The following is a 20,763-nucleotide window of genomic DNA, read 5'->3' on the forward strand; positions in this document are numbered from 1 at the left end:
CGCGCTGCCAGTGATATTTTTCGAATATGGCAGAGAAATGGAAATATTTCACAGATAAAACTATATGTAATTAATTACCTATGGTACATATAAGACTTTTTCATTTCCGGGGGGAATTAGATGGGGTTTTTAGATAAAGAACGGACCATTGCAGGTCCGGGTTTTAACCGCTGGCTGGTGCCGCCGGCGGCGTTGGCGATACATCTGTGTATTGGCATGGCTTATGGTTTTTCGGTGTTCTGGTTGCCGTTGTCAAAGGCGATCGGGATCAAGGAATCGGTAGCGTGTTCCAAGGACATGAGTTTTTTAGCTGAAATATTCGCCAGCAATTGCGACTGGAAGATCTCGATGCTGGGCTGGATTTTCACCATGTTCTTTGTGTTGCTAGGAACGTCGGCGGCAATCTGGGGTGGCTGGCTGGAACACGTTGGCCCGCGCAAGGCTGGTTTTGTCGCCGCGCTGTGCTGGTGCGGCGGTTTGCTGATTTCGGCGCTGGGTGTGTATGAGCATCAGATATGGTTGATCTGGCTGGGCTCAGGCCTGATCGGCGGCGTCGGACTCGGGCTGGGATATATCTCGCCTGTGTCGACCCTGATCAAATGGTTTCCGGACCGCCGCGGCATGGCGACCGGCATGGCGATCATGGGCTTCGGCGGCGGTGCGCTGATCGGCAGTCCGCTGGCAGACAAGCTAATGAAATTTTTTGCGACCGATATTTCGGTCGGCGTGTGGCAGACGTTTGTAGTGATGGCCTTGATCTATCTTGTGTTCATGATGGCTGGCGCCTTCGGTTACCGGATCCCGCCTAGCGGCTGGAAACCAGCCGGATGGACACCGCCGGTGGCCAACAGCAACGCCATGATCACGCAAAACCACGTCCATGCCAGCAAGGTCTGGGGCATTCCGCAGTTCTGGCTGGTGTGGCTGGTGCTGTGTTTGAACGTATCGGCAGGTATCGGCGTGATCGGTATGGCGTCGCCGATGTTGCAAGAAGTGTTCGGTGGTCATTTGCTGGGTGTTAGCGCTAAATTCACTGAATTGACGCTGGAGCAAAAAGGCGCGATTGCAGCGATTGCAGCAGGATTTACCGGTTTGATCAGCCTGTTTAACATTGGCGGCCGCTTTGCCTGGGCTACTTGTTCCGACTATATCGGCCGCAAGATGACGTATGTGGTGTTCTTTGTACTCGGGTTTGTGTTGTATGTCAGTTTGCCTTGGTCTGGCGCGACCGGTAGCGTGGCCCTGTTTGTAGCGGCGGTGTGCCTGATCTTGTCGATGTACGGCGGCGGTTTCGCCACCGTGCCGGCTTATCTGGCTGACTTGTTCGGTACCCAGATGGTGGGCGCGATCCATGGTCGTTTGCTGACTGCGTGGGCGACGGCGGGGATTCTCGGACCGGTAGTGGTGAACTACATGCGCGAGTATCAGCTCGGCCTGGGCATGCCGCGTGAGTCGGTGTACAACACCACCATGTATATCCTGGCAGGCATGCTGGTGCTGGGTTTGCTGTGCAACCTGATGATTCGTCCGATCGCCGCAACGCATTTCATGACGCCGGAAGAACTGGCGCGCGAAAAGCAATTGGCGCACGAGCAGGCTTCGGTGAAGGGCGATGCAGTGTTGCCGCCGGAAGTCATGGCGCGTATCGGCAGTGGCGGCAATCCTGCGCTGTTGTGGCTGTCGTGGGCGGCGGTAGTTATTCCACTGATCTGGGGGATTGCCATCACCCTGCAAAAATCGGCAGTGCTGTTCAAGTAACGTAACAAACAAGTAAAAAATATTTAGAGCAAGTGGATAGGCAACTAAATAGACCGTAGTAAAAGCAGTAAGGAGGGCAGGGTCTGCAAGCCAACGCAGTGTGGCCATGGCTCTGCCCGGTATCCGGAAGGATGCAACAAAATAATAAGATAAGTAGAGTGGCAATACAGATTTCAAGACACACCGCGGCGCGCTGATCAAGATGCATGGCTGTCTATAAAAACAGCATCCAGTCCGAGCGCCATTTGTAGTGCTGAATCCCGGTAGGAGACTGTAGTGAAGATGCAAATCGAGCCAAGCTCTCACGTTCCGCAAGCTGTACCTTCGGATCCGTCTGTCGACCTGAACCAGGTCAGGATCATCATTGAAGAATTCAAGACGCTTCCCGGCGCCATGCTGCCCGTGCTGCACGCGATCCAGGATGCGCTCGGTTATGTGCCGCCTTCAGTGGTGCCGCTGATCGCCGACGAGCTGAACCTGTCGCGAGCCGAAGTGCACGGCGTCATCAGCTTCTATCATCATTTCCGCCAGCAGCCGGCCGGACGCCATATCGTGCAGATCTGCCGCGCCGAGGCCTGTCAGGCAGTCGGCGCTGATGCACTGGCCGCCCACGCAAAGGCAGCCCTGGGCTGTGATTTCCATGGCACTAGCAGCGATGGCCAGTTCACCTTGGAACCGGTGTATTGCCTGGGGCAATGCGCCTGCGGTCCGAACATGCAGATTGACGACGATTTGCATGCCCGCGTCAGTAACGACAAATTCAATCGTGTGGTACGCGCCAAGCGAGGTGTTCAATGAGCGCTCTCAATCCCGTGGTGACCGTGTATGTGCCGCGCGATTCAACCGCGCTTGCGCTCGGCGCCGATCAGGTCGCAGCTGATATTACGGAGCAGGCCCGTCAGCGCGGCGTGAACATCAAGCTGATACGCAATGGCTCACGCGGCATGTTCTGGCTGGAGCCGTTGGTGGAGGTGGCGACTGCGGAAGGCCGCATTGCCTATGGCCCGGTAGAAACCGAGGATGTGGCAGGATTATTCGATGCGGATTTTCTCAATGGCGGCCAGCATCGCCTTGCGCTGGGACTGGTCGAAGAAATTCCTTATCTGAAAAAACAGGAACGCCTGACCTTCGCCCGAGTTGGCATCACTGATCCGCTGTCGCTGGAAGACTACCTCGCGCATGAAGGTTACGCCGGTTTGCGCCGCGCCCTGGACATGAGCAGCGAAGCGGTGGTGCAGGAAGTACTGGATTCCGGTTTGCGCGGCCGCGGCGGTGCGGCTTTCCCGACAGGCATCAAATGGAAGACGGTGGCAGCTACCCAAGCTGCGCAAAAATACATCGTTTGCAATGCCGATGAAGGCGACTCCGGCACATTCTCCGATCGCATGGTGATGGAGGACGATCCCTTCATGCTGATTGAAGGCATGACGATTGCCGCACTAGCAGTCGGCGCAAGCCATGGCTATATCTATGTTCGCTCGGAATATCCGCATGCGATTGCTGCGCTAAACCATGCCATCGTCAGCGCCAGCAACGCCAATTACCTGGGCGAGAATATCCTCGGTTCACATTCCAGCTTTCATCTGGAAGTACGCAAAGGTGCCGGCGCCTATATCTGCGGTGAAGAAACCGCCTTGCTCGAAAGCCTGGAAGGCAAGCGCGGCGTGGTGCGCGCCAAGCCGCCGCTGCCGGCCATCGAAGGCTTGTTCGGCAAGCCGACTGTCATCAACAACGTGATCTCGCTGGCCTCGGTGCCCGTTATTCTGGCGCGCGGTGCCGCGTTCTACAAGAATTACGGCATGGGGCGCTCGCTTGGCACTTTGCCGATGCAGCTGGCTGGAAATATCCGTCACGGCGGCCTGGTTGAAAAAGCCTTTGGCGTCACCCTGCGCGAATTGCTGATCGATTTTGGCGGCGGCACCGCCAGCGGCAAACCTATCCGCGCGGTGCAGGTCGGCGGCCCACTTGGCCCGTATCTGCCGCCATCGCTGTTCGATACCAAACTTGATTACGAAGCCATGGCTGCCGTCGGCGGCATGCTGGGACATGGCGGCATCGTGGTGTTCGATGATAGCGTCGACATGGCGAAACAGGCCAGATATGCAATGGAATTCTGCGCAAGCGAATCCTGCGGGAAATGCACCCCATGCCGCATCGGCTCTACCCGCGGCGTAGAAGTGATCGACAAGATCGTCGCCGGCGAACCTCGTCAAGCTGTTGTGCAGATAAAGCTCCTGCGCGACCTGTGCGACACCATGGTCAACGGTTCACTGTGCGCCATGGGCAGCATGACACCGTTGCCGGTGTTATCGGCGCTCGATCATTTTCCAGAAGATTTCGGCGACGGCGCGCTCAATCAGGCCGCCTGAACTTACTTTTACCAGCATAAACACGACTAACCCACGTTCCGACGGAACCAGGAGTATGTGATGAACCAGCTTAACGAACTCGACTACGGTACTCCCGCCAAACCAGCCGGCCAGACGGTCACGCTGGAAATCGATGGCGTCAGTGTCGACGTGGCAGCCGGCACTTCGGTCATGCGCGCTGCGGTCGAAGCCGGCATCAATGTGCCAAAACTATGCGCCACCGACAGCCTCGAACCGTTCGGTTCCTGCCGCTTGTGCCTGGTTGAAATCGAAGGCAAGAAAGGGTATCCCGCTTCTTGCACCACACCATGCGAACCCGGCATGAAAGTCCGTACCCAGACGCCGAAGCTGGCCGATATCCGCCGCGGCGTCATGGAACTCTACATTTCCGATCATCCGCTCGACTGTCTGACGTGTCCCACCAACGGTAACTGCGAGCTGCAGGACATGGCGGGCGTCACCGGCCTGCGCGAAGTGCGATATGGCTATGAAGGCGAAAACCACCTCAAGATGAAGAAGGATGAATCGAATCCTTATTTCACCTACGATCCGTCCAAGTGCATCGTCTGCAACCGCTGCGTGCGCGCCTGCGAAGAAACCCAGGGTACGTTTGCGCTGACCATTGACGGCCGCGGGTTTGAGTCGCGCGTGTCGGCTGGGCAGATGCAGGATTTTATGGATTCCGAATGCGTCTCCTGCGGTGCTTGCGTGCAAGCCTGCCCGACCGCCACCCTGACTGAAAAGACCGTCATCATGCTAGGCCAGGCCGAGCACAGCGCGATCACTACTTGCGCCTATTGCGGCGTCGGCTGTTCGTTCAAGGCAGAGATGAAAGGCAACCAGGTAGTACGCATGGTGCCGCACAAGGATGGCCAGGCCAATCACGGCCATTCCTGCGTCAAGGGGCGTTTCGCCTGGGGCTATGCGACACACAAGGACCGCATCACCAAGCCGATGATCCGCAGCAAAATTACCGATCCGTGGCGCGAAGTTTCATGGGATGAAGCGCTGACTTACGCCGCGGGTGAATTCCGTCGCATCCAGGCCAAGTACGGCAAGGATTCGATCGGCGGCATCACTTCATCGCGTTGCACCAACGAAGAAACCTATCTGGTGCAGAAACTGGTGCGCGCGGCCTTCGGCAACAACAACGTCGATACTTGTGCCCGGGTGTGCCATTCGCCAACCGGCTACGGCCTGAAGCAAACGCTGGGCGAATCGGCAGGCACCCAGACTTTCGATTCGGTCATGCAGTCCGACGTCATCATGGTCATCGGCGCTAACCCGGTGGCGGCGCATCCGGTGTTCGCTTCGCAAATGAAGCGCCGCCTGCGGCAGGGCGCCAAGCTGATCGTGGTCGATCCGCGCACCACTGACATGGTCAAGTCACCGCACGTACAGGCAGCCTTTCATCTGAAACTGCGGCCAGGCACCAACGTCGCGCTGATCACTGCGCTGGCGCACGTGATTCTGTCGGAAGGCCTGGAAAAGCCGGATTTTGTGGCCGAACGTTGCGACCAGAAATCGTATGCTGACTGGAAAGAATTTGTCCTGCGTCCGGAGAATTCGCCGGAGATGATGGCGGCTGTCACCGGCGTGCCGGCCGAGCAATTGCGCGGCGCCGCCCGTTTGTATGCGACTGCCGCTAACGGCGCAATCTATTACGGCCTCGGCGTCACCGAGCATGCACAAGGTTCGACCATGGTGATCGGCATCGCCAACTTGGCGATGGCGACGGGTAACGTCGGTCGCGAAGGCGTCGGCGTCAATCCGTTGCGCGGTCAGAACAATGTGCAGGGGTCCTGCGACATGGGTTCCTTCCCGCATGAACTACCGGGTTATCGCCATGTTTCCGACAGTACCGTGCGCGGTGAATTCGAACAGATGTGGGGCGTTACGCTCAGCCCTGAACCGGGTTTGCGGATACCGAACATGTTCGACGCCGCGCTCGACGGCAGTTTCATGGGCTTGTACTGCGAAGGCGAAGATATTGTCCAGTCGGACCCGAACACTCAGCATGTGACCGCCGCCATGGCGGCGATGGAGTGCATCGTGGTGCAAGATCTGTTTCTCAATGAAACTGCCAAGTACGCGCATGTGTTCCTGCCCGGTTCGTCGTTCCTGGAAAAAGATGGCACCTTCACCAACGCCGAGCGTCGTATCTCGCGTGTGCGCAAGGTGATGCCGGCCAAGGCTGGAAAATCCGACTGGGAAGTGACTGTTGCGTTATCCAACGCGCTCGGTTATCCGATGAACTACAGCCATCCGTCCCAGATCATGGACGAGATCGCCGCGTTGACGCCGACTTTCCATGGCGTCAGCTACGCCAAACTGGAGCAGGCCGGCAGCCTGCAATGGCCGTGCAACGAAGAAGCGCCGCAAGGCACGCCGATCATGCACATCGGCCAGTTTGTGCGTGGCAAGGGTAAGTTCATCAATACCCAGTATTTCGCCACCGACGAGAAGGTCACGCTGAAATTCCCGCTGATCCTGACTACCGGTCGCATTCTGTCGCAATATAATGTGGGCGCGCAGACGCGCCGTACCGAGAATGTCGAATGGCATAGCGAGGACCGGTTGGAAATTCATCCGCACGATGCCGAGGACCGCGGTATCAAAGACGATGACTGGGTCGGAATTGAATCGCGCGCCGGGCAGACTGTGTTGCGGGCGACGGTCACCGAGCGGGTGCAGCCGGGTGTGGTTTACACTACCTTCCACTTCCCGGAATCGGGCGCCAACGTGATTACTACCGATAATTCGGACTGGGCGACCAATTGCCCGGAATACAAAGTCACCGCGGTGCAGGTCATGCCGGTTAGCCAGCCGTCCGCATGGCAGAAGCAGTTCAGCCGTTTCACCGAGCAGCAATTGAAGTTGTTGCAAGGACAGGCCGAACAGGCGGAGGCGGCGGTCACCAAATAACAGTTAGAGGAAACCATGGTCTTGCCAGATTACGCCAGCAGCACGGAAGTAGCAGTAGAACAATGGCGTAACGGCGGCGTCAGTAACAGCCGCGACATCGTGGCGGAAGAAGTGCCGGTGGCGCTCGAGTACAACGGTATTTCGCATGCGGTGATGATGGCTTCGCCGGCTGACCTGGAAGATTTTGCGCTGGGATTTTCGCTCACAGAAGGAATCCTGCGGGATCGCAGTGAACTGTTCGACTGCGAGATCTTGGCCGCTGCGGACGGTATCCAGGTGCAGATGCAGATTGCCACCGAACGCTTCGTGGCCCTGAAGGAAAAGCGGCGCAACCTGACCGGACGTACCGGTTGCGGTTTGTGCGGAGCTGAAACGTTGCAACAGGCCGTGCGCAAGCCGGCGCCGGTTGTGTCGAATGCGCAGTTTTCGGCGGCAGTCATTTATGCCGCCATGGCCGAGATGCAGAAGCAGCAGCATTTGCAGCAGGTCACCGGCGCCACCCACGCTGCAGCATGGTTGCAGGCCGATGGCGAAATTACGCTGGTGCGGGAAGATGTCGGCCGTCACAATGCGCTAGACAAACTGATCGGCGGCTTGATCAATGCACATCCGCAACACGATTTTTCCAGTGGTGCGGTGCTGATCACCAGCCGCGCCAGTTATGAAATGGTGCAAAAGGCGGCTAGCATGGGTTGCGGCTTTATCGTCGCGGTCTCCGCACCGACAGCGCTGGCGATCCGTCTGGCGCAGCAAGCCGACGTTACCTTGCTGGGTTTTGTGCGGCAGCCGGGACATGTGGTGTATGCCCATCCCCAACGTCTGTCGGTTTCTTAGAGGCTGTTGCAAACACATCTGGCGTTGTTGCTCCTCCTCGCCGTACTACTCGTACTGTCTTCGTCGGAGCGCCTAGCCAGCTGTGTTTGCAGCAGCCTCTTAGGTAGCTTGGATTGAATCACCCTCATGCAGTGGAAAAGGTAGGTGCAATGAATCTCGAACACCTGGTAAAAATGGCGAATCAGATCGGTTCATTTTTCGACACCATGCCGGACCGGCCGCAAGCCATGACGGATCTGGTGACGCACTTGAAGCGCAGCTGGGAGCCGCGCATGCGGCGCGAATTGCTGGCCTATGTCGACGAGCAGGGCGGTGCCGAACTGATGCCGATCGTGCTGGAAGCAATCCATCTGCATGCCGGCGTGCTCAAGTAAAGCAGCCTACGGCAAAAACACCATCTGCGATGGGCTGCCCAGCCCTGTATAACGGTCGATGAATTCCAGCTTGCCGCTTTCCTTGTCGACGGCGAACTGGGTGATGTTGTCGCTGCGCTGGTTCATCACATACATGAAACGTCCCTGCGGACTAATCACCAGGCTGCGCGGATAGTCGCCGCGGGTCCAGGTATCGTCCACCCATTTCAGCCTGCCCTCGGCGCCGACGGCAAATTGCGCAATGCTGTTGCGCAGCCGGTTGGCGGTATACAGGAAACGGCCATCAGCGCTGAAGATCAGCCCGGAGGCGAAACTGGTGCCCTGGTAATTCTTCGGCAGGCTGGAGACCGATTCCTGCTCCTGCAAAGTTCCGCTGGCTTTATCGAAATGATAGAGCGTCAACGTCGACGCTTCTTCGTTGATCACATACACGTATTTGCCGTTGGGATGAAACACGAAGTGACGCGGTCCGGCGCCGGCCGAAGACGCCTTGATGAAGGCGGGCGTGTTCGGCGTCAGGCGGCCGTTGCTTTGGTCGAAGCGCCACTGATAGATGCGATCCAGTCCGAGATCGGTGGAGAACGCGAATTTGCCGCTGGGATCGCTGGCGATCATGTGCGCATGCGGTCCGTTATGGTCGCTGGCGGCAAAGCTGCCAGTGGCTGCGGCTTCCGGCTTGGCCGCACCTGCCGGACCGCTGTCTTGCTGTACCGACGATGCCGATTGCAGGCTGCCGTCGCCTGCGATCGGGAACACCGCTACCGAGCCGCCGCCGTAGTTGGCTGCGAACAGATATTTTCCCTGCTCTGCAAGCGTGACGAACGCCGGCGTCGCACCTTGCGAATCCTGCTCGTTCAACATAGTCAGTGCGCCATCCGTGCGGCTGACGGCATAGGCGGCGATGCTGCCATTCTTGCCGCCCTTGTAGTTGGCGATTTCACTTGCGACATACAGCGTTTTGCCGTTCCCATCCACCGTCAGTTGCGCCGGATTCGCCTGTGTGCTGGCGACATTGACGCGGCTTAAGGCGCCGCTCTGGCCATCTACCTTGAACAGGTAAACCCCTTCGCCGTTAGGGTTATACGTGCCGATATAGGCAAATTGGGTGGCGGAAGCGGGCGTCTCGGCTTGGAGTGGCATGCTGGTCATGGTGAATAGAGCGGTGAGTGCGATGGCGGGTAGCGAGAGCTTGTAGCGTTCGGAAAGGCGGGAAGCAGAAAACGGAATTGACATATTTTCCTCTATAACTGAAGACGCCGGTGCGGCGTCGCGCGACAGATCAGGCAGATTGTTTCGTTGGACGAATATATGGTTTTCTAGCCAGAATGGCAATCCGTAAATTCAATGAAGTATGAGCAGGCCCTAGCCGTCAGATAACGTAAAATGCGGGCCGTTCCCGGTTCTCGGCTAGAATGACGCTCGCGCTGCATTTACATCGACAAGTCTGAAACCATGGAATTCCAGTTCATCAGTCCCAAAAAGAATGCGCTGCTTTATCTGGTCAAGATACTGACCGGCTCCCTGATCACGTGGTACGGCTTGCGCGCGCTGGGCTTGCAAGAGCCATACTGGGCCATGATCTCGCTGATCATTGTGACCGAACCGGACATCAACCTCGCCAAGGCAAGTTTCAAGGCGCGTCTGATCAATACCCTGAACGGCTGCGTGGTGGCTTGCCTGGCGCTGGTTTTGTTCGGCCCGGGTTTCATGTCGTTGCTGATTGCCCTGGCAGTCTCGGTGCTGGTAGCGATGCTGTTGCAAAATTATCCGGCCAACTGGCGTCTGGGGCCGGCCACCGTGGTGATCCTGATGTCGGCGGCGATTGGCGGCAAAGGGCTGCACCAGGAACTGGAATATGCTTTATTGCGCGTCGGTGAAGTCATCGCCGGCAGTACCGTAGCATTATTGCAATCGTTGGCGTACGGGTATGTGCTGAAACGGCTGGCGCCGGTCATTAAATGACGTGTAAGCTGGTAGCAACGGGATGTAAATGTGACGTAACTGATGACAAAGTGCGAGATTGATTGATCGAATCTATTGACGTAATTTCCTCCGCAACACTATAGTGACAAAATGATTTCAGAATTCCATCAATTATCAGAAAAAATCGGCCAGCTGGCCGAGTTGACGCATACTTTGCGCCGGGAAAACGCCGAACTGCGTCTGCGCGCCAAGGGCTTGCAAAACGATTGCGACGACCTCAAGAGCCAGAATGCCGAGCTGCAGCAACGGATCAATGAAGCGCATCAGCGGGTTGCCGCCTTGCTCGAAAAATTTCCGGCATCGCCGCAGTCGTCACAGGATAAGGAGCTTGCATGAGCCAGTTAAGCGTCAATATCATGGGCCAGCCGTACACGCTGTCTTGCAAGGAAGGCGAAGAAGCCGCCCTGCAGGAAGCGGTGACTTACCTGGACGGCAAAATGACGGCGATCCGCGACGCCGGCAAGATCCGCGGCAATGACCGCATCGCCGTGATTGCCGCGCTCGGCATCGCTGCTGAATTATTGAGCAGCAAGGCACCATCGGGGCCTTTGTCGGAACTGACCGTCTCGGAAGTCAAGCAGAAAATCGCTACCATGCATACGGTGCTGGACGATGCCTTGGCGGCGCAGGAAGATTTGTTCTGACATTGCTCGGCGCCGCAGCGCCTGCCCACGTCGCGGCAAAAAACATGCAGCAAAAGGATTTGACTTGGAAGTTGTTTGGGGTAGACTACTCATTCCTGCCGTGTTCGCGATTGTCATAAAATCCTTGAACCATTTATACGCAACGGCTGCGGGATTTTGTTCGACAGGTGTGAGCGTCGCTAGTCCGATGAGCCCGAAGTTGAACTAACTGCGGCCAACTTGAATCGCTTTGGTTCAGGATGCCGACAAAGCGGCACAGGCGGGACTTTATTCTGGAGCGGCTGCATTTACGTGCAGCCGCTTTTTTTCGTTTGCGGCTTTTGTTTGCCGTGGTTTTAGCGTATTTTTGACCTTGTTTCCGACGTGTTGGCCAGAGAGGGAAGAGACCAAATGAATTATTGGCTGATGAAATCCGAGCCTGACGACGCCAGTATCGATGATGTGCTGGCGATGTCCAGGCAAACTATCGCCTGGTACGGTGTACGCAATTATCAAGCGCGCAATTTCATGCGCGACCTGATGCAGGTTGGAGATGGCGTGCTATTTTATCACTCAGGCTGCGCGGTGCCCGGCATTGCCGGCTTGGCGGAGGTGGCGAGCACACCCTATCCCGACGATACCCAGTTCGACGCCAAGAGCAAATACTTCGACCCCAAGAGCGACCGCGAAAATCCGCGCTGGATGCTGGTCGACGTCAAGGCGCTCAAGAAGACTCGCCTGATTCCCCTGGCGGAATTGCGTGAGCAGGAAGCGCTGGCCGAGATGCAGATCCTGCGGCGCGGCAACCGGCTATCGATCACGCCGGTCAGCGCCGCAGAATGGCGGCATATCAACAAGCTGATGAAGTAATGTCCGGCTGGCTGGCGTAACGTTCGCGCAACAGGTTTTTTTGCACTTTTCCCATGGTGTTGCGCGGCAGTTCGTCGGCGAAGAATACCTGTTTCGGTACTTTGAAATTGGCGATGGCAGTCTTCATCAGGGCGATCACGCCGTCGGTGGTCAGCTTGGCTTCCGGCCGTTTCACAATGACCGCGGTCACAGCTTCACCGAAATCCGCGTGCGGGATGCCGATCACAGCCGATTCCACTACGCCATCGATTTCATCGAGCACGCTTTCGATTTCCTTCGGATAGACGTTGTAGCCACCGGAGATAATCAGATCCTTGCTGCGGCCAACGATGGCCAGATAACCCGCGCTATCGAATTTGCCGACGTCACCGGTCTTGAAGTAGCCGTCTGCGGTAAATTCCTCAGCGGTCTTTTCCGGCATGCGCCAGTAGCCCTGGAACACGTTCGGCCCTTTTACCTGGATATCGCCAATTTCATTCGGGCCGCTAACGGTGTCATGACCGTTCTCGTTGGTGGTCGCTAGCCGCAGCGAGACGCCGGGCAAGGGCAGGCCGACGGTGCCGCCACGCCGTTCTTGCGCATAGGGGTTGGAGGTCAGCATGGCGGTTTCGCTCATGCCGTAGCGTTCCAGGATGGTGTGGCCGGTACGTGCGACAAATTCGGTAAAGGTATCGGCCAGCAGAGGCGCCGAGCCTGAAACGAACAAGCGTATGTTGCGGCAGGTACGACGATCGAAGCCGCTATCGGCCAGCAGTCGTACATAGTAGGTCGGCACGCCCATGAAGATGCTGCTGCGCGGCAGCTGGCGACACACTTCGGCAGCGTCAAACCTGGGCAGGAAAATCATCTTGCTGCCATTTAGCAGCGCGCCATTGGCCGCCACCAACAAGCCATGGATGTGGAACAGCGGCAGCGCATGCAGCAGCACGTCATCGGCTTGCCAGTGCCAGTATTGTTGCAGCACTTTGGCGTTGGAGGCGATATTGCCGTGCGAAAGCATCGCGCCCTTGCTGCGGCCAGTGGTGCCGGAGGTATAAAGGATGACGGCGAGATCGTCGGCTTGCCTGTCGACCGTAGCAAACGTATCCGGAAAATGCATGGCGCGCGCCAGCAGCGATCCAGAATTCCTGCCTTGGTTGCCGCTAGTAATTTCATCCAGCGTAAACAAATGACGGGTGCCTGCCTTGAAGGCAATCTGCGCCACCCAGCCGAAATTTTTCGGCGAGCAGACGAACACTGCAGGTTCGGCATCACCGATGAAGTATTCGATTTCCGCTGCACGATAGGCTGTATTCAACGGTAGGTAGACAAAGCCGGCGCGCAAGGTGGCCAGGTAAAGTATCAAGGCTTCCGGCGATTTTTCCACCTGCACCGCGATACGGGAACCGCGCGGCAGATCCAGGCTGGCGAAGAGATTGGCGATCCTGGCGGAGGCGCGTTCGACATCGCCCCAGCTATAGTACTGGCCGTCGTGGGTTTCGATGCAGCAGGCGGTTTTGTCGGCAGGGAAGTGCGACGCGAAAAGGGCGTAGAGATTGGCTGTCATGATTGCGTTGGAAAAGACATTCTGGACGCGGCGGCAATCCCAGGGAAGCAGGGATTGCCGCCGCAGTGTTGCGGATCAGGTCGGGGACGGGGCCGCAGCCTTGGCTGGCGGCGCATCGGCAGCGCCGGCATATTTGCGCGGATGGCGGTAGGCGATATACAGCAGGATAATGCCCAGCACGATCATCGGCACAGACAGCATCTGGCCGGCGGAAATGGTAATGCCGCCGAAGGTGACGTTGTAGTCCGGCACGCGGAAATATTCAGTGAAGAAACGGGCGCAGCCGTACAGTAGCGAAAACATACCGGCTACCGCCATGCGTGGCCGCGGCTTGCGCGAGAACAACCAGAGAATGATGAATAGCAGGATACCGTCTACCAGCATCTGGTAGATCGGCGACGGATGGCGTGGCAGGTTATCCACGTTCGGCCAGATCATGGCCCATGGCAGCGATGGGTCGGATACCACGCGGCCCGGCAATTCGCCGTTGATGAAATTGCCGAGACGGCCGGCGGCATAACCCAGCGGCACCATCGGCGCGATGAAGTCCATGATATCCATCAGATTGCGGCCCGCCTTGCGGCCCCACCACCACATAGCGATCAGGACGCCCAGAAAACCGCCGTGGAAAGACATGCCGCCCTTCCACACCGCGATGATTTCCGACGGGTGCGAAAAATAAAAGGCGGGATCGTAAAAGAACACTTGACCCAGGCGGCCGCCGATCACCACCCCCAGCACGCCATAAAACAGCATGTCGTCGATGTCTTCCTTTTTCCATCCGACTGCGGCGATGTGCGGTTGCTTGATACGGATACGGCCGACCCAGATGAACTGGATGAACGCCAGCAGATACATCAGGCCATACCAGCGCACATGCAGCGGTCCTAAAGAGAAGGCAATCGGATCAGGCAAAGGGTGAATTAGCATCTTTTATTTCTTTCTCAACAATTCCAAAAAGGCTTGCAATACAGGTGAGGCATTATCGCGGCGCCAGGCCAGCCCAGTTTCGACCAAGGGCGTCTGGTCCTGCAATTCGCGATAGTCGACCCCGGGGCGTTGCAGGTTCGATACCGATTGTGGCACAAGCGCGATCCCCATGCCAGCCGAGACCAAGCCGACGATGGTTTGCATCTGGATGGCTTCCTGGCCGATATGCGGGGTGACGCCCGCAGCGCGGAAACAGCCCAGGATGGTGTCGTGGAAGCCGGGCGAGATGCGGCGCGGGAAAATAATCAGCGGCATCTCAGCCAGCGTGCTCAGGGCGATCTTGCCTTTGCCGCGCAAGGCCTTGAGGCCGCTAGGCGCAGCCAGGATCAGCGGCTCGGCGAGCACCGGCTGGTAATCAAGCACCAGCCGGGCTTTGTCCGGCAGCGGTGGAATCAGCAGGCCGGCGTCGATCCTGCCTTCCATCAGTTGCGCCAGTTGCAGGTCGCTGGTGGCTTCCTGCAGGTCGATTTGCACCAGCGGATAGGCTTCGCGGAAAGCGCGCAGTAAAGGCGGCAGGATGCTGTAATCGGCGGTTGAGACAAACGACAGGGTAAGTAGTCCGGATTCGCCGGAGGCTGCACGTCGCACTAGATCGGGCAGGGTGGCGGCTTGCTGCAGCAAGCGTTGCGCTTCCGGCAACAACGCCAGTCCTGCCGGAGTCAGGGCGACGCTGCGCTTGGTGCGCGCAAACAGTGTGGCGCCAAGGTTGGCCTCGAGCGCCTGGATCGCCTGCGACAAAGGCGGTTGCGTCATGTGCAGCCGCAGTGCGGCGCGGCCGAAATGCCGTTCTTCCGCCACCGCCACGAAATAGCGCAGTTGTCGCAACTCTATGTGCATTTATCGAACCCTAATAAAAAAGCCGGGGGGCGCCGGCTTTTTGATGTGCGTAATGTTACTTCTGTAGCTACTTAGCGGCCGGAGCCCTTATGCTTTTCGAAGGTTTTCTTGACGCGATCCGCCCTGGTTTTTTCGAGTTCTTCGTGGGCTTTGCGCTTATCCAGGCCGAACATCCGCTCCAGGAATTCAAACCAGATAAATGCTATCGCCATCAAACCGGCAATCCACCACCAGGACATCCCGGCAAACGGACCGATTTCGAAGTATTTTAACGCTATTAGTACAACGATAATGATAATCAATGGCATGGCATTCCCTTTTCTTTGCGGAAAGGATAGGGCGAAAGATGCCTACGGTCAACGGATGTTGCGTTGTTATGCCGAATTTGAGATGTATGATGGTGTTTCCTGAATATGAGACAATGCTCGCGGGCAGGTAAAATCGTGACACACACATTGACGGAGATAAGCATGAAACGTAGTTTGTTGATTTGCGCGTTGCTCAGTGCAACAGCATCAGGTTACGCACTGGCGGACGCCGGCCTGGATCTGGCAAAGGCCAAAAACTGTCTGGCGTGCCATTCGGTGCAAAACAAGGTGGTCGGACCGGCGTACAAGGACGTTGCCGCGAAATTCGCCGGCCAGAAGGGCGCTGAAGACATGCTGGTGCAAAAAGTCCTGAAGGGCAGTACCGGTACCTGGGGCGCGATTCCGATGCCAGCCAATCCGCAAGTCAGCGATGCCGAAGCGCACACGCTGGTGAAATGGATTTTGTCGCAGAAGTAATACGCATGCAGCAGCATGTTCCGGCATTGCGGCAGGTAATGCCATAAAAAAAGCGCTCAATTGAGCGCTTTTTGCATGGCTGCGGTAAATGCCTTTGGCCTTACTTGGTCACCGCCAACTGGCTGCGCAGCGCACCGCGGTAAGTGTACAAAGTGATGGTGCCGTCTTTGATATCGCCTTTTGCATCAAATGCGATCATTCCGGTCACACCTTGATGATGGATCTTTGCCAGTTCGGGCAGGTATTTTTTCGGATCGGCCGATTTGGCTTTCTGCATGGCATCCGCCATGGTCATCAGGGCATCGTAAGTGTACGGTGCATAGATCACGACATCCTTGCCGTATTTGATCTTGTAGGCGGTCTTGAAGCCGTCCAAGGCCTTTTTGCCAGACTCTTCGACGCCTCCGGCTTCCGCACAGATCACCTGGTCGTTGCTGATGCTGTCGCCAGCCAGCTTAGGCAAAGTGGAAGTGCAAATGGCGTCGCCGCCCATGAATTTGGCCTTGATGCCCAGTTGTTTCATCTGGCGCAGCATCGGGCCGGCGCCGGCATCCAGGCCGCCAAAGAAAACCACATCAGGTTGCTTGGCTTTGAACGAGGTGAGGATGGCATTGAAATCGGTCGCTTTGTCGTTGGTGAACTGGCTAGCGACGATGGTCATGCCGGCAGCCTTGGCCGCCTTGCTGAATTCCTCCGCCAAACCCTGGCCGTAGGCGGTGCGATCATCGATGACGGCCGCGGTTTTGGCATGCAGCGTGTTGGCCGCATAACGACCCAGGGCGCTGCCCAGCTGGCTGTCGTTGGCAACCACGCGGAAGGTGGTGTTGAAGCCTTGCTGCGTATATTTTGCGCTGGTGGTCGAAGGTGAAATTTGCGGGATACCTGCATCGTAGTAAATCTTGGACGCAGGGATGGAAGTACCTGAGTTGACGTGACCTATCACGCCGGCTACCTTGGCGTCGACCAGTTTCTGGGCAACTGTGGTCGCCTGTTTCGGATCGGAAGCATCGTCTTCCGCCACCAGTACGAATCGGGTTTTTTTGCCATCGAGGGTGATGCCCTGGGCGTTCAGTTCTTCGATCGCCATTCTGGCGCCGTTTTCATTGTCTTTGCCAATCTGGGCGATAGGGCCGGTAGTCGGAGCGACGTGTGCGATCTTGACCACCTGTTCTTGTGCATGCGCCGATGCGGCCAGGGACAGGGCGATTGCGGCGGCGGCCAATGGCGTCATTTTAGTTGTGTGCACCAGATTTTCTCCTAAGGATTTACAACGGTATTAATAATAAACAATAACAAATACAGCTTTTTTAGACATCCGCTGTCGCCAAGTAGTTCGGCCTGAGCGGGGGAGTTAAACGGTACAACATTAAAAACGCTACGCAAAGTATGTTTATATGCTTTTTTATCAATTTGGCAGAACGATATGCGTAATGTACTGGTGTTGCGGTGATAAAAACGCATGAAAAAAGCGCCCCGGCCTTGGAAGGCGGGGCGCTTTTGCCATACAGTGCGACTGTTTATTTGGTGACGGTCAGCAAGGTTCGCTTGCCATCCTTGTAGGTGTACAAGGTCAGCGTGCCGTCCTTGATATCACCCTTGGCGTCGAATGCGATCATCCCGGTCACGCCCTTGTGATGGATCTTCGCCAGTTCAGGCAGATATTTTTTCGGATCGGCGGAATTGGCTTTTTGCATCGCCTCCACCATTGTCATGACAGAGTCGTAGGAGTACGGCGCGTACAGCTTGACCTCTGTACCGTATTTCTTCAGGAAGGCTGCCTTGAAATCGTCCAGGCCCTTCTTTCCCGACTCTTCTACGCCGCCGGCTTCGGCGCACACTACTTCATCATTGATCAAGCCATCGCCTGCCAGTTTGCCCAGTTCGGCGGTGCACATGCCGTCGCCGCCCATGAATTTGGCCTTGATGCCGAGCGCCTTCATCTGGCGCAACATCGGACCGGCAACTGCATCCATGCCGCCGAAGAAAATCACGTCCGGATTCTTGGCCTTGATCGAGGTCAGGATGGCGTTGAAGTCGGTCGCCTTGTCGCTGGTGAACTGGGTCGCGACGATATTGCCGCCGGCGCCCTTGACGCCCTTGGCAAATTCTTGCGCCACGCCTTGGCCATAAGCGGTGCGGTCATCGATGACCGCGATATTCTTGCCGTGCAGGGAAGTCGACGCATAGCGGCCGAGCGTACCGCCCAGCTGGCCGTCGTTGGCGACGACGCGGAATACGCTGTTAAAACCTTGCTGGGTGTATTTCGGGCTGGTGGCAGCCGGTGAAATTTGCGGGATGCCGGCGTCGTAGTAAATTTTCGATGCCGGGATCGTGGTGCCGGAATTCAGGTGGCCGATAACGCCGTCGATCTTGGCGTCGACCAGTTTTTGGGCTGCTGCCGTGCCTTGCTTGGGATCGGAAGCATCGTCTTCCGCCAGCAGCACGAATTTGATTCTCTTGCCGCCCAGGGTGACGCCCTTGGCGTTCAATTCCTCGATCGCCATCTTGGCGCCGTTTTCCATATCTTTGCCCAGATGGGCGGATGGACCGGTAACCGGACCGACATGACCAATCTTGACGACTTGCTCCTGCGCATAAGCTGCGCCTGATGCGCTCAAGGCCAATGCAATTGCTGCAACCAACGGCAACATTTTATTCTTCATCTGCACGTGTTTCCTCCTAAGGATTTGATAAGAACCATGAAAAGTTTCCCGCTGCAAGAGGCGGGGCATGTAAACGTTACAACAGAAAAAAATCTTCTCAAAGGGTTTTCCTGTGTTTTAGACAATACCCTTGCTCGGCGTGAGGAGATTGTTCTGTGTCACAAGGAAAAGCGGGGGGGGGGAGATATGGCGATGCAGATGATCGGAAGAGAGGCGAAAAAAAAGCGCCCCGGAAACCGGGGCGCTTTCTATGTGTTGCGCGCGACGATTATTTTGTCACGGTCAGCAGAGTACGCACGCCGTCTTTGTAAGTGTACAAAGTCAGCGAGCCGTCCTTGATATCGCCCTTTGGATCAAAGGAAATCGGACCGGTTACGCCGCTGTAGTGGATCTTGGCCAGTTCTGGCAGATATTTCTTCGGATCGGACGAACCGGCTTTTTGCATCGCTGCAACCATGGCCATCAGCGCATCGTATTCATACGGTGCGTAGATCACGACTTCCTGGTTGAAACGTTTTTGATAAGCCGCCTTGAACGCATCCAGCGCAGCCTTGCCTGCATCCGGCACACCGCCGGCTTCAGCGCAGACTACCTGGCCGTCTTTCAAGCCTGCGCCTGCCAGCTTGGCCAGCTCAGTCGTACACAGGCCATCGCCGCCCATGAATTTGGCTTTGATGCCGAGCTGGTCCATCTGACGCAGCATTGGGCCGCCGACTGCATCCATGCCGCCGAAGAAGATCAGGTCAGGATTCTTTGCCTTGATGGAAGTCAGAATCGCATTGAAGTCGGTCGCTTTGTCGGTTGTGAACTGGGTAGCCACAATCGTACCGCCGGCTTTCTTGGCGCTCTTGGCGAACTCTTCCGCAACGCCTTGGCCGTAGGCTGTACGGTCATCGATCACGGCGATGTTCTTGGCCTTCAGCGTATTGATGGCGTAACGGCCCAGAGTGCCGCCCAGCTGGCCATCGTTGGCCACCACGCGGAACGCGGTGTTGAAGCCTTGCTGTGTGTACTTAGGATTGGTGGCGGAAGGGGATATTTGCGGAATCCCTGCATCGTAATAGATCTTCGATGCTGGAATTGTAGTGCCGGAATTCATGTGGCCGATAACGCCCTTGACCTTGGCATCCACCAGCTTTTGCGCGACGGCAGTGCCTTGTTTCGGATCGGAAGCATCATCTTCGGATTGCAGCACGAAAGTGACTTTCTTGCCGCCGATCATGGTGCCCTTGGCGTTCAACGCTTCGATCGCCATGGTGGCGCCGTTTTCATTGTCCTTGCCGATGTGGGCGTTAGGACCTGTAAGCGGGCTGACCTGGCCGATAGTAACGACTTCTTGTGCCGAAACCGGACCGGCAAAAGCGAAAGCCATTGCAATTGCACCAGCCAACGGAATCATTTTGATCTTGTTCTGCATGAATATCCTCCTGAGGATTTAAAATAAAACAATGTAGTTACAGTTTCACCATCCGCTGCTTTTCTGTTATTTATTCAGACTGATCCGAATAGAGCAACGTTACAACATAAAAAACGCTTCGCATAGCGGTTTTTTGCGAATTCTTATTACAGCTGGAGCAGCCTTTAATTCCCTCGGCATGAGCAAACATCACACCTTAGATAAAGTCGACCGCAAACTGCTTAACTTGCTGCAGCGCGACAATCAAATGCCGACCCGCACCCTGGCCGAAAAAGCGCATATTTCCCAGCCCACCTGCCTGCGTCGCCTGCGCGACTTGCGCGAGGCCGGCATCATCAGCGCCGACGTCTCGCTGGTCGATCCGTTTGCGCTCGGCTACGGCATGCTGGCGTTTCTCGAAATCTCGCTCAACCACCAGTCCGACGAACACATGCAGGAATTCGAACTGCGCATGAACAAGGAAGTCGAGGTCATGCAATGCTATTTCGTCTCCGGCGATTACGACTACTTTCTGGTCGTGCATGTGATCGATATGGACGCCTATTACCAGTTCGTGCGGCGGGTCATTTCCGGCTCCGGCAATGTCCGTCATTTCCAGTCGCGTTTTCCCATGAAGCGCGCCAAATTCGTGACGCGGGTGGCCTTCGATGAAAAACCGGCGACAGTGGAAGTACGCATCGCCAAGTGATGCACTTCAACAGTGCACCGATCCGGAAAAAACGCTGACCTGATCCTTCCCGGAGACACTTGAGCAAAAACCGCGCCATGTCCGCACGAAGGCGCAAAGGA

General features: G+C 56.7%; 20 protein-coding genes and 1 other RNA gene. 13 read left to right on the forward strand and 8 right to left on the reverse strand.

Annotated elements, in window-relative coordinates:
• Positions 1 to 120: 120 nt before the first annotated feature.
• The 6 genes from LT85_RS05365 to LT85_RS05390 all read left to right on the forward strand — a co-directional run bounded on the left by LT85_RS05365 (position 121) and on the right by LT85_RS05390 (position 8,260).
• Positions 121 to 1,758, forward strand: coding sequence for an OFA family MFS transporter (locus tag LT85_RS05365; RefSeq protein WP_038486250.1), 1,638 nt, complete (start codon positions 121 to 123; stop codon positions 1,756 to 1,758).
• A 282-nt stretch (positions 1,759 to 2,040) separates the two neighbouring features.
• Positions 2,041 to 2,556 (forward strand): formate dehydrogenase subunit gamma, encoded by a 516-nt coding sequence (locus LT85_RS05370; protein WP_052135489.1) that lies wholly within the window; start codon positions 2,041 to 2,043, stop codon positions 2,554 to 2,556.
• Positions 2,553 to 4,127 (forward strand): formate dehydrogenase beta subunit, encoded by a 1,575-nt coding sequence (locus LT85_RS05375; RefSeq protein WP_038486253.1) that lies wholly within the window; start codon positions 2,553 to 2,555, stop codon positions 4,125 to 4,127. Before LT85_RS05370 ends, LT85_RS05375 begins: the two co-directional genes overlap by 4 nt.
• 60 nt (positions 4,128 to 4,187) lie before the next feature.
• A complete protein-coding gene (gene fdhF, locus LT85_RS05380) occupies positions 4,188 to 7,052 on the forward strand; it encodes a formate dehydrogenase subunit alpha (RefSeq protein ID WP_038486256.1) in 2,865 nt (954 codons plus the stop codon).
• A gap of 15 nt (positions 7,053 to 7,067) precedes the next feature.
• Positions 7,068 to 7,886, forward strand: coding sequence for a formate dehydrogenase accessory sulfurtransferase FdhD (fdhD, locus tag LT85_RS05385; protein WP_038486259.1), 819 nt, complete (start codon positions 7,068 to 7,070; stop codon positions 7,884 to 7,886).
• Positions 7,887 to 8,035: 149 nt separating this feature from the next.
• Positions 8,036 to 8,260, forward strand: coding sequence for a formate dehydrogenase subunit delta (locus LT85_RS05390; RefSeq protein ID WP_038486262.1), 225 nt, complete (start codon positions 8,036 to 8,038; stop codon positions 8,258 to 8,260).
• 6 nt (positions 8,261 to 8,266) lie between these two features.
• Here LT85_RS05390 and LT85_RS05395 read toward each other — a convergent pair whose 3' ends face one another.
• A complete protein-coding gene (locus tag LT85_RS05395) occupies positions 8,267 to 9,493 on the reverse strand; it encodes a lactonase family protein (RefSeq protein ID WP_081992082.1) in 1,227 nt (408 codons plus the stop codon).
• Positions 9,494 to 9,712: 219 nt separating this feature from the next.
• On the opposite strand from LT85_RS05395, the gene LT85_RS05400 reads away from it, so the two are divergent.
• From LT85_RS05400 to LT85_RS05415, 5 genes are all read left to right on the forward strand, one after another.
• Complete coding sequence (locus LT85_RS05400; protein ID WP_038486265.1) at positions 9,713 to 10,222, forward strand: FUSC family protein; 510 nt, start codon at positions 9,713 to 9,715, stop codon at positions 10,220 to 10,222.
• A 111-nt stretch (positions 10,223 to 10,333) separates the two neighbouring features.
• Positions 10,334 to 10,579, forward strand: coding sequence for a cell division protein ZapB (gene zapB / locus LT85_RS05405; protein ID WP_038486268.1), 246 nt, complete (start codon positions 10,334 to 10,336; stop codon positions 10,577 to 10,579).
• Positions 10,576 to 10,887, forward strand: a complete 312-nt coding sequence (locus tag LT85_RS05410) for a cell division protein ZapA (protein ID WP_038486271.1) — start codon at positions 10,576 to 10,578, stop codon at positions 10,885 to 10,887. Before zapB ends, LT85_RS05410 begins: the two co-directional genes overlap by 4 nt.
• An 89-nt stretch (positions 10,888 to 10,976) precedes the next feature.
• Positions 10,977 to 11,157, forward strand: a non-coding RNA gene (ssrS, locus tag LT85_RS25830) — 6S RNA.
• Between the two features lie 120 nt (positions 11,158 to 11,277).
• Positions 11,278 to 11,736 (forward strand): EVE domain-containing protein, encoded by a 459-nt coding sequence (locus tag LT85_RS05415; RefSeq protein ID WP_038486274.1) that lies wholly within the window; start codon positions 11,278 to 11,280, stop codon positions 11,734 to 11,736.
• Here LT85_RS05415 and LT85_RS05420 read toward each other — a convergent pair.
• The 4 genes from LT85_RS05420 to LT85_RS05435 all read right to left on the reverse strand — a co-directional run bounded on the left by LT85_RS05420 (position 11,717) and on the right by LT85_RS05435 (position 15,417).
• The gene (locus LT85_RS05420; RefSeq protein ID WP_038486277.1) at positions 11,717 to 13,282 is read right to left on the reverse strand and encodes a malonate--CoA ligase; all 1,566 of its coding nucleotides are present in this window, start codon (positions 13,280 to 13,282) and stop codon (positions 11,717 to 11,719) included. The two genes, LT85_RS05415 and LT85_RS05420, sit on opposite strands and share 20 nt — an antisense overlap.
• 75 nt (positions 13,283 to 13,357) lie before the next feature.
• Positions 13,358 to 14,212, reverse strand: coding sequence for a prolipoprotein diacylglyceryl transferase (gene lgt, locus LT85_RS05425; protein ID WP_038486280.1), 855 nt, complete (start codon positions 14,210 to 14,212; stop codon positions 13,358 to 13,360).
• A gap of 3 nt (positions 14,213 to 14,215) precedes the next feature.
• Complete coding sequence (locus LT85_RS05430; RefSeq protein ID WP_038486283.1) at positions 14,216 to 15,109, reverse strand: LysR substrate-binding domain-containing protein; 894 nt, start codon at positions 15,107 to 15,109, stop codon at positions 14,216 to 14,218.
• Between the two features lie 71 nt (positions 15,110 to 15,180).
• Complete coding sequence (locus tag LT85_RS05435) at positions 15,181 to 15,417, reverse strand: TIGR04438 family Trp-rich protein (RefSeq protein ID WP_038486286.1); 237 nt, start codon at positions 15,415 to 15,417, stop codon at positions 15,181 to 15,183.
• Between the two features lie 162 nt (positions 15,418 to 15,579).
• On the opposite strand from LT85_RS05435, the gene LT85_RS05440 reads away from it, so the two are divergent.
• Positions 15,580 to 15,894, forward strand: coding sequence for a c-type cytochrome (locus LT85_RS05440; RefSeq protein ID WP_038486289.1), 315 nt, complete (start codon positions 15,580 to 15,582; stop codon positions 15,892 to 15,894).
• Between the two features lie 100 nt (positions 15,895 to 15,994).
• Here the strand turns inward: LT85_RS05440 and LT85_RS05445 are convergent, their stop codons facing one another.
• The 3 genes from LT85_RS05445 to LT85_RS05455 form a co-directional block, all read right to left on the reverse strand.
• Positions 15,995 to 17,125 carry a branched-chain amino acid ABC transporter substrate-binding protein gene (locus LT85_RS05445; RefSeq protein ID WP_038486292.1) on the reverse strand — a complete coding sequence of 377 codons (1,131 nt, stop codon included), beginning with the start codon at positions 17,123 to 17,125 and terminating at the stop codon, positions 15,995 to 15,997.
• Positions 17,126 to 17,411: 286 nt separating this feature from the next.
• Entirely contained in the window at positions 17,412 to 18,557 is a 1,146-nt protein-coding gene (locus LT85_RS05450) for a branched-chain amino acid ABC transporter substrate-binding protein (protein WP_437177283.1), read from the reverse strand.
• 268 nt (positions 18,558 to 18,825) lie between these two features.
• Complete coding sequence (locus LT85_RS05455) at positions 18,826 to 19,974, reverse strand: branched-chain amino acid ABC transporter substrate-binding protein (RefSeq protein WP_038486299.1); 1,149 nt, start codon at positions 19,972 to 19,974, stop codon at positions 18,826 to 18,828.
• Between the two features lie 178 nt (positions 19,975 to 20,152).
• On the opposite strand from LT85_RS05455, the gene LT85_RS05460 reads away from it, so the two are divergent.
• Positions 20,153 to 20,662, forward strand: coding sequence for an Lrp/AsnC family transcriptional regulator (locus LT85_RS05460; RefSeq protein WP_038486302.1), 510 nt, complete (start codon positions 20,153 to 20,155; stop codon positions 20,660 to 20,662).
• The last annotated feature ends 101 nt before the right edge of the window (positions 20,663 to 20,763 follow it).

Source organism: Collimonas arenae (assembly GCF_000786695.1).
Taxonomy (GTDB): domain Bacteria; phylum Pseudomonadota; class Gammaproteobacteria; order Burkholderiales; family Burkholderiaceae_D; genus Collimonas; species Collimonas arenae_A.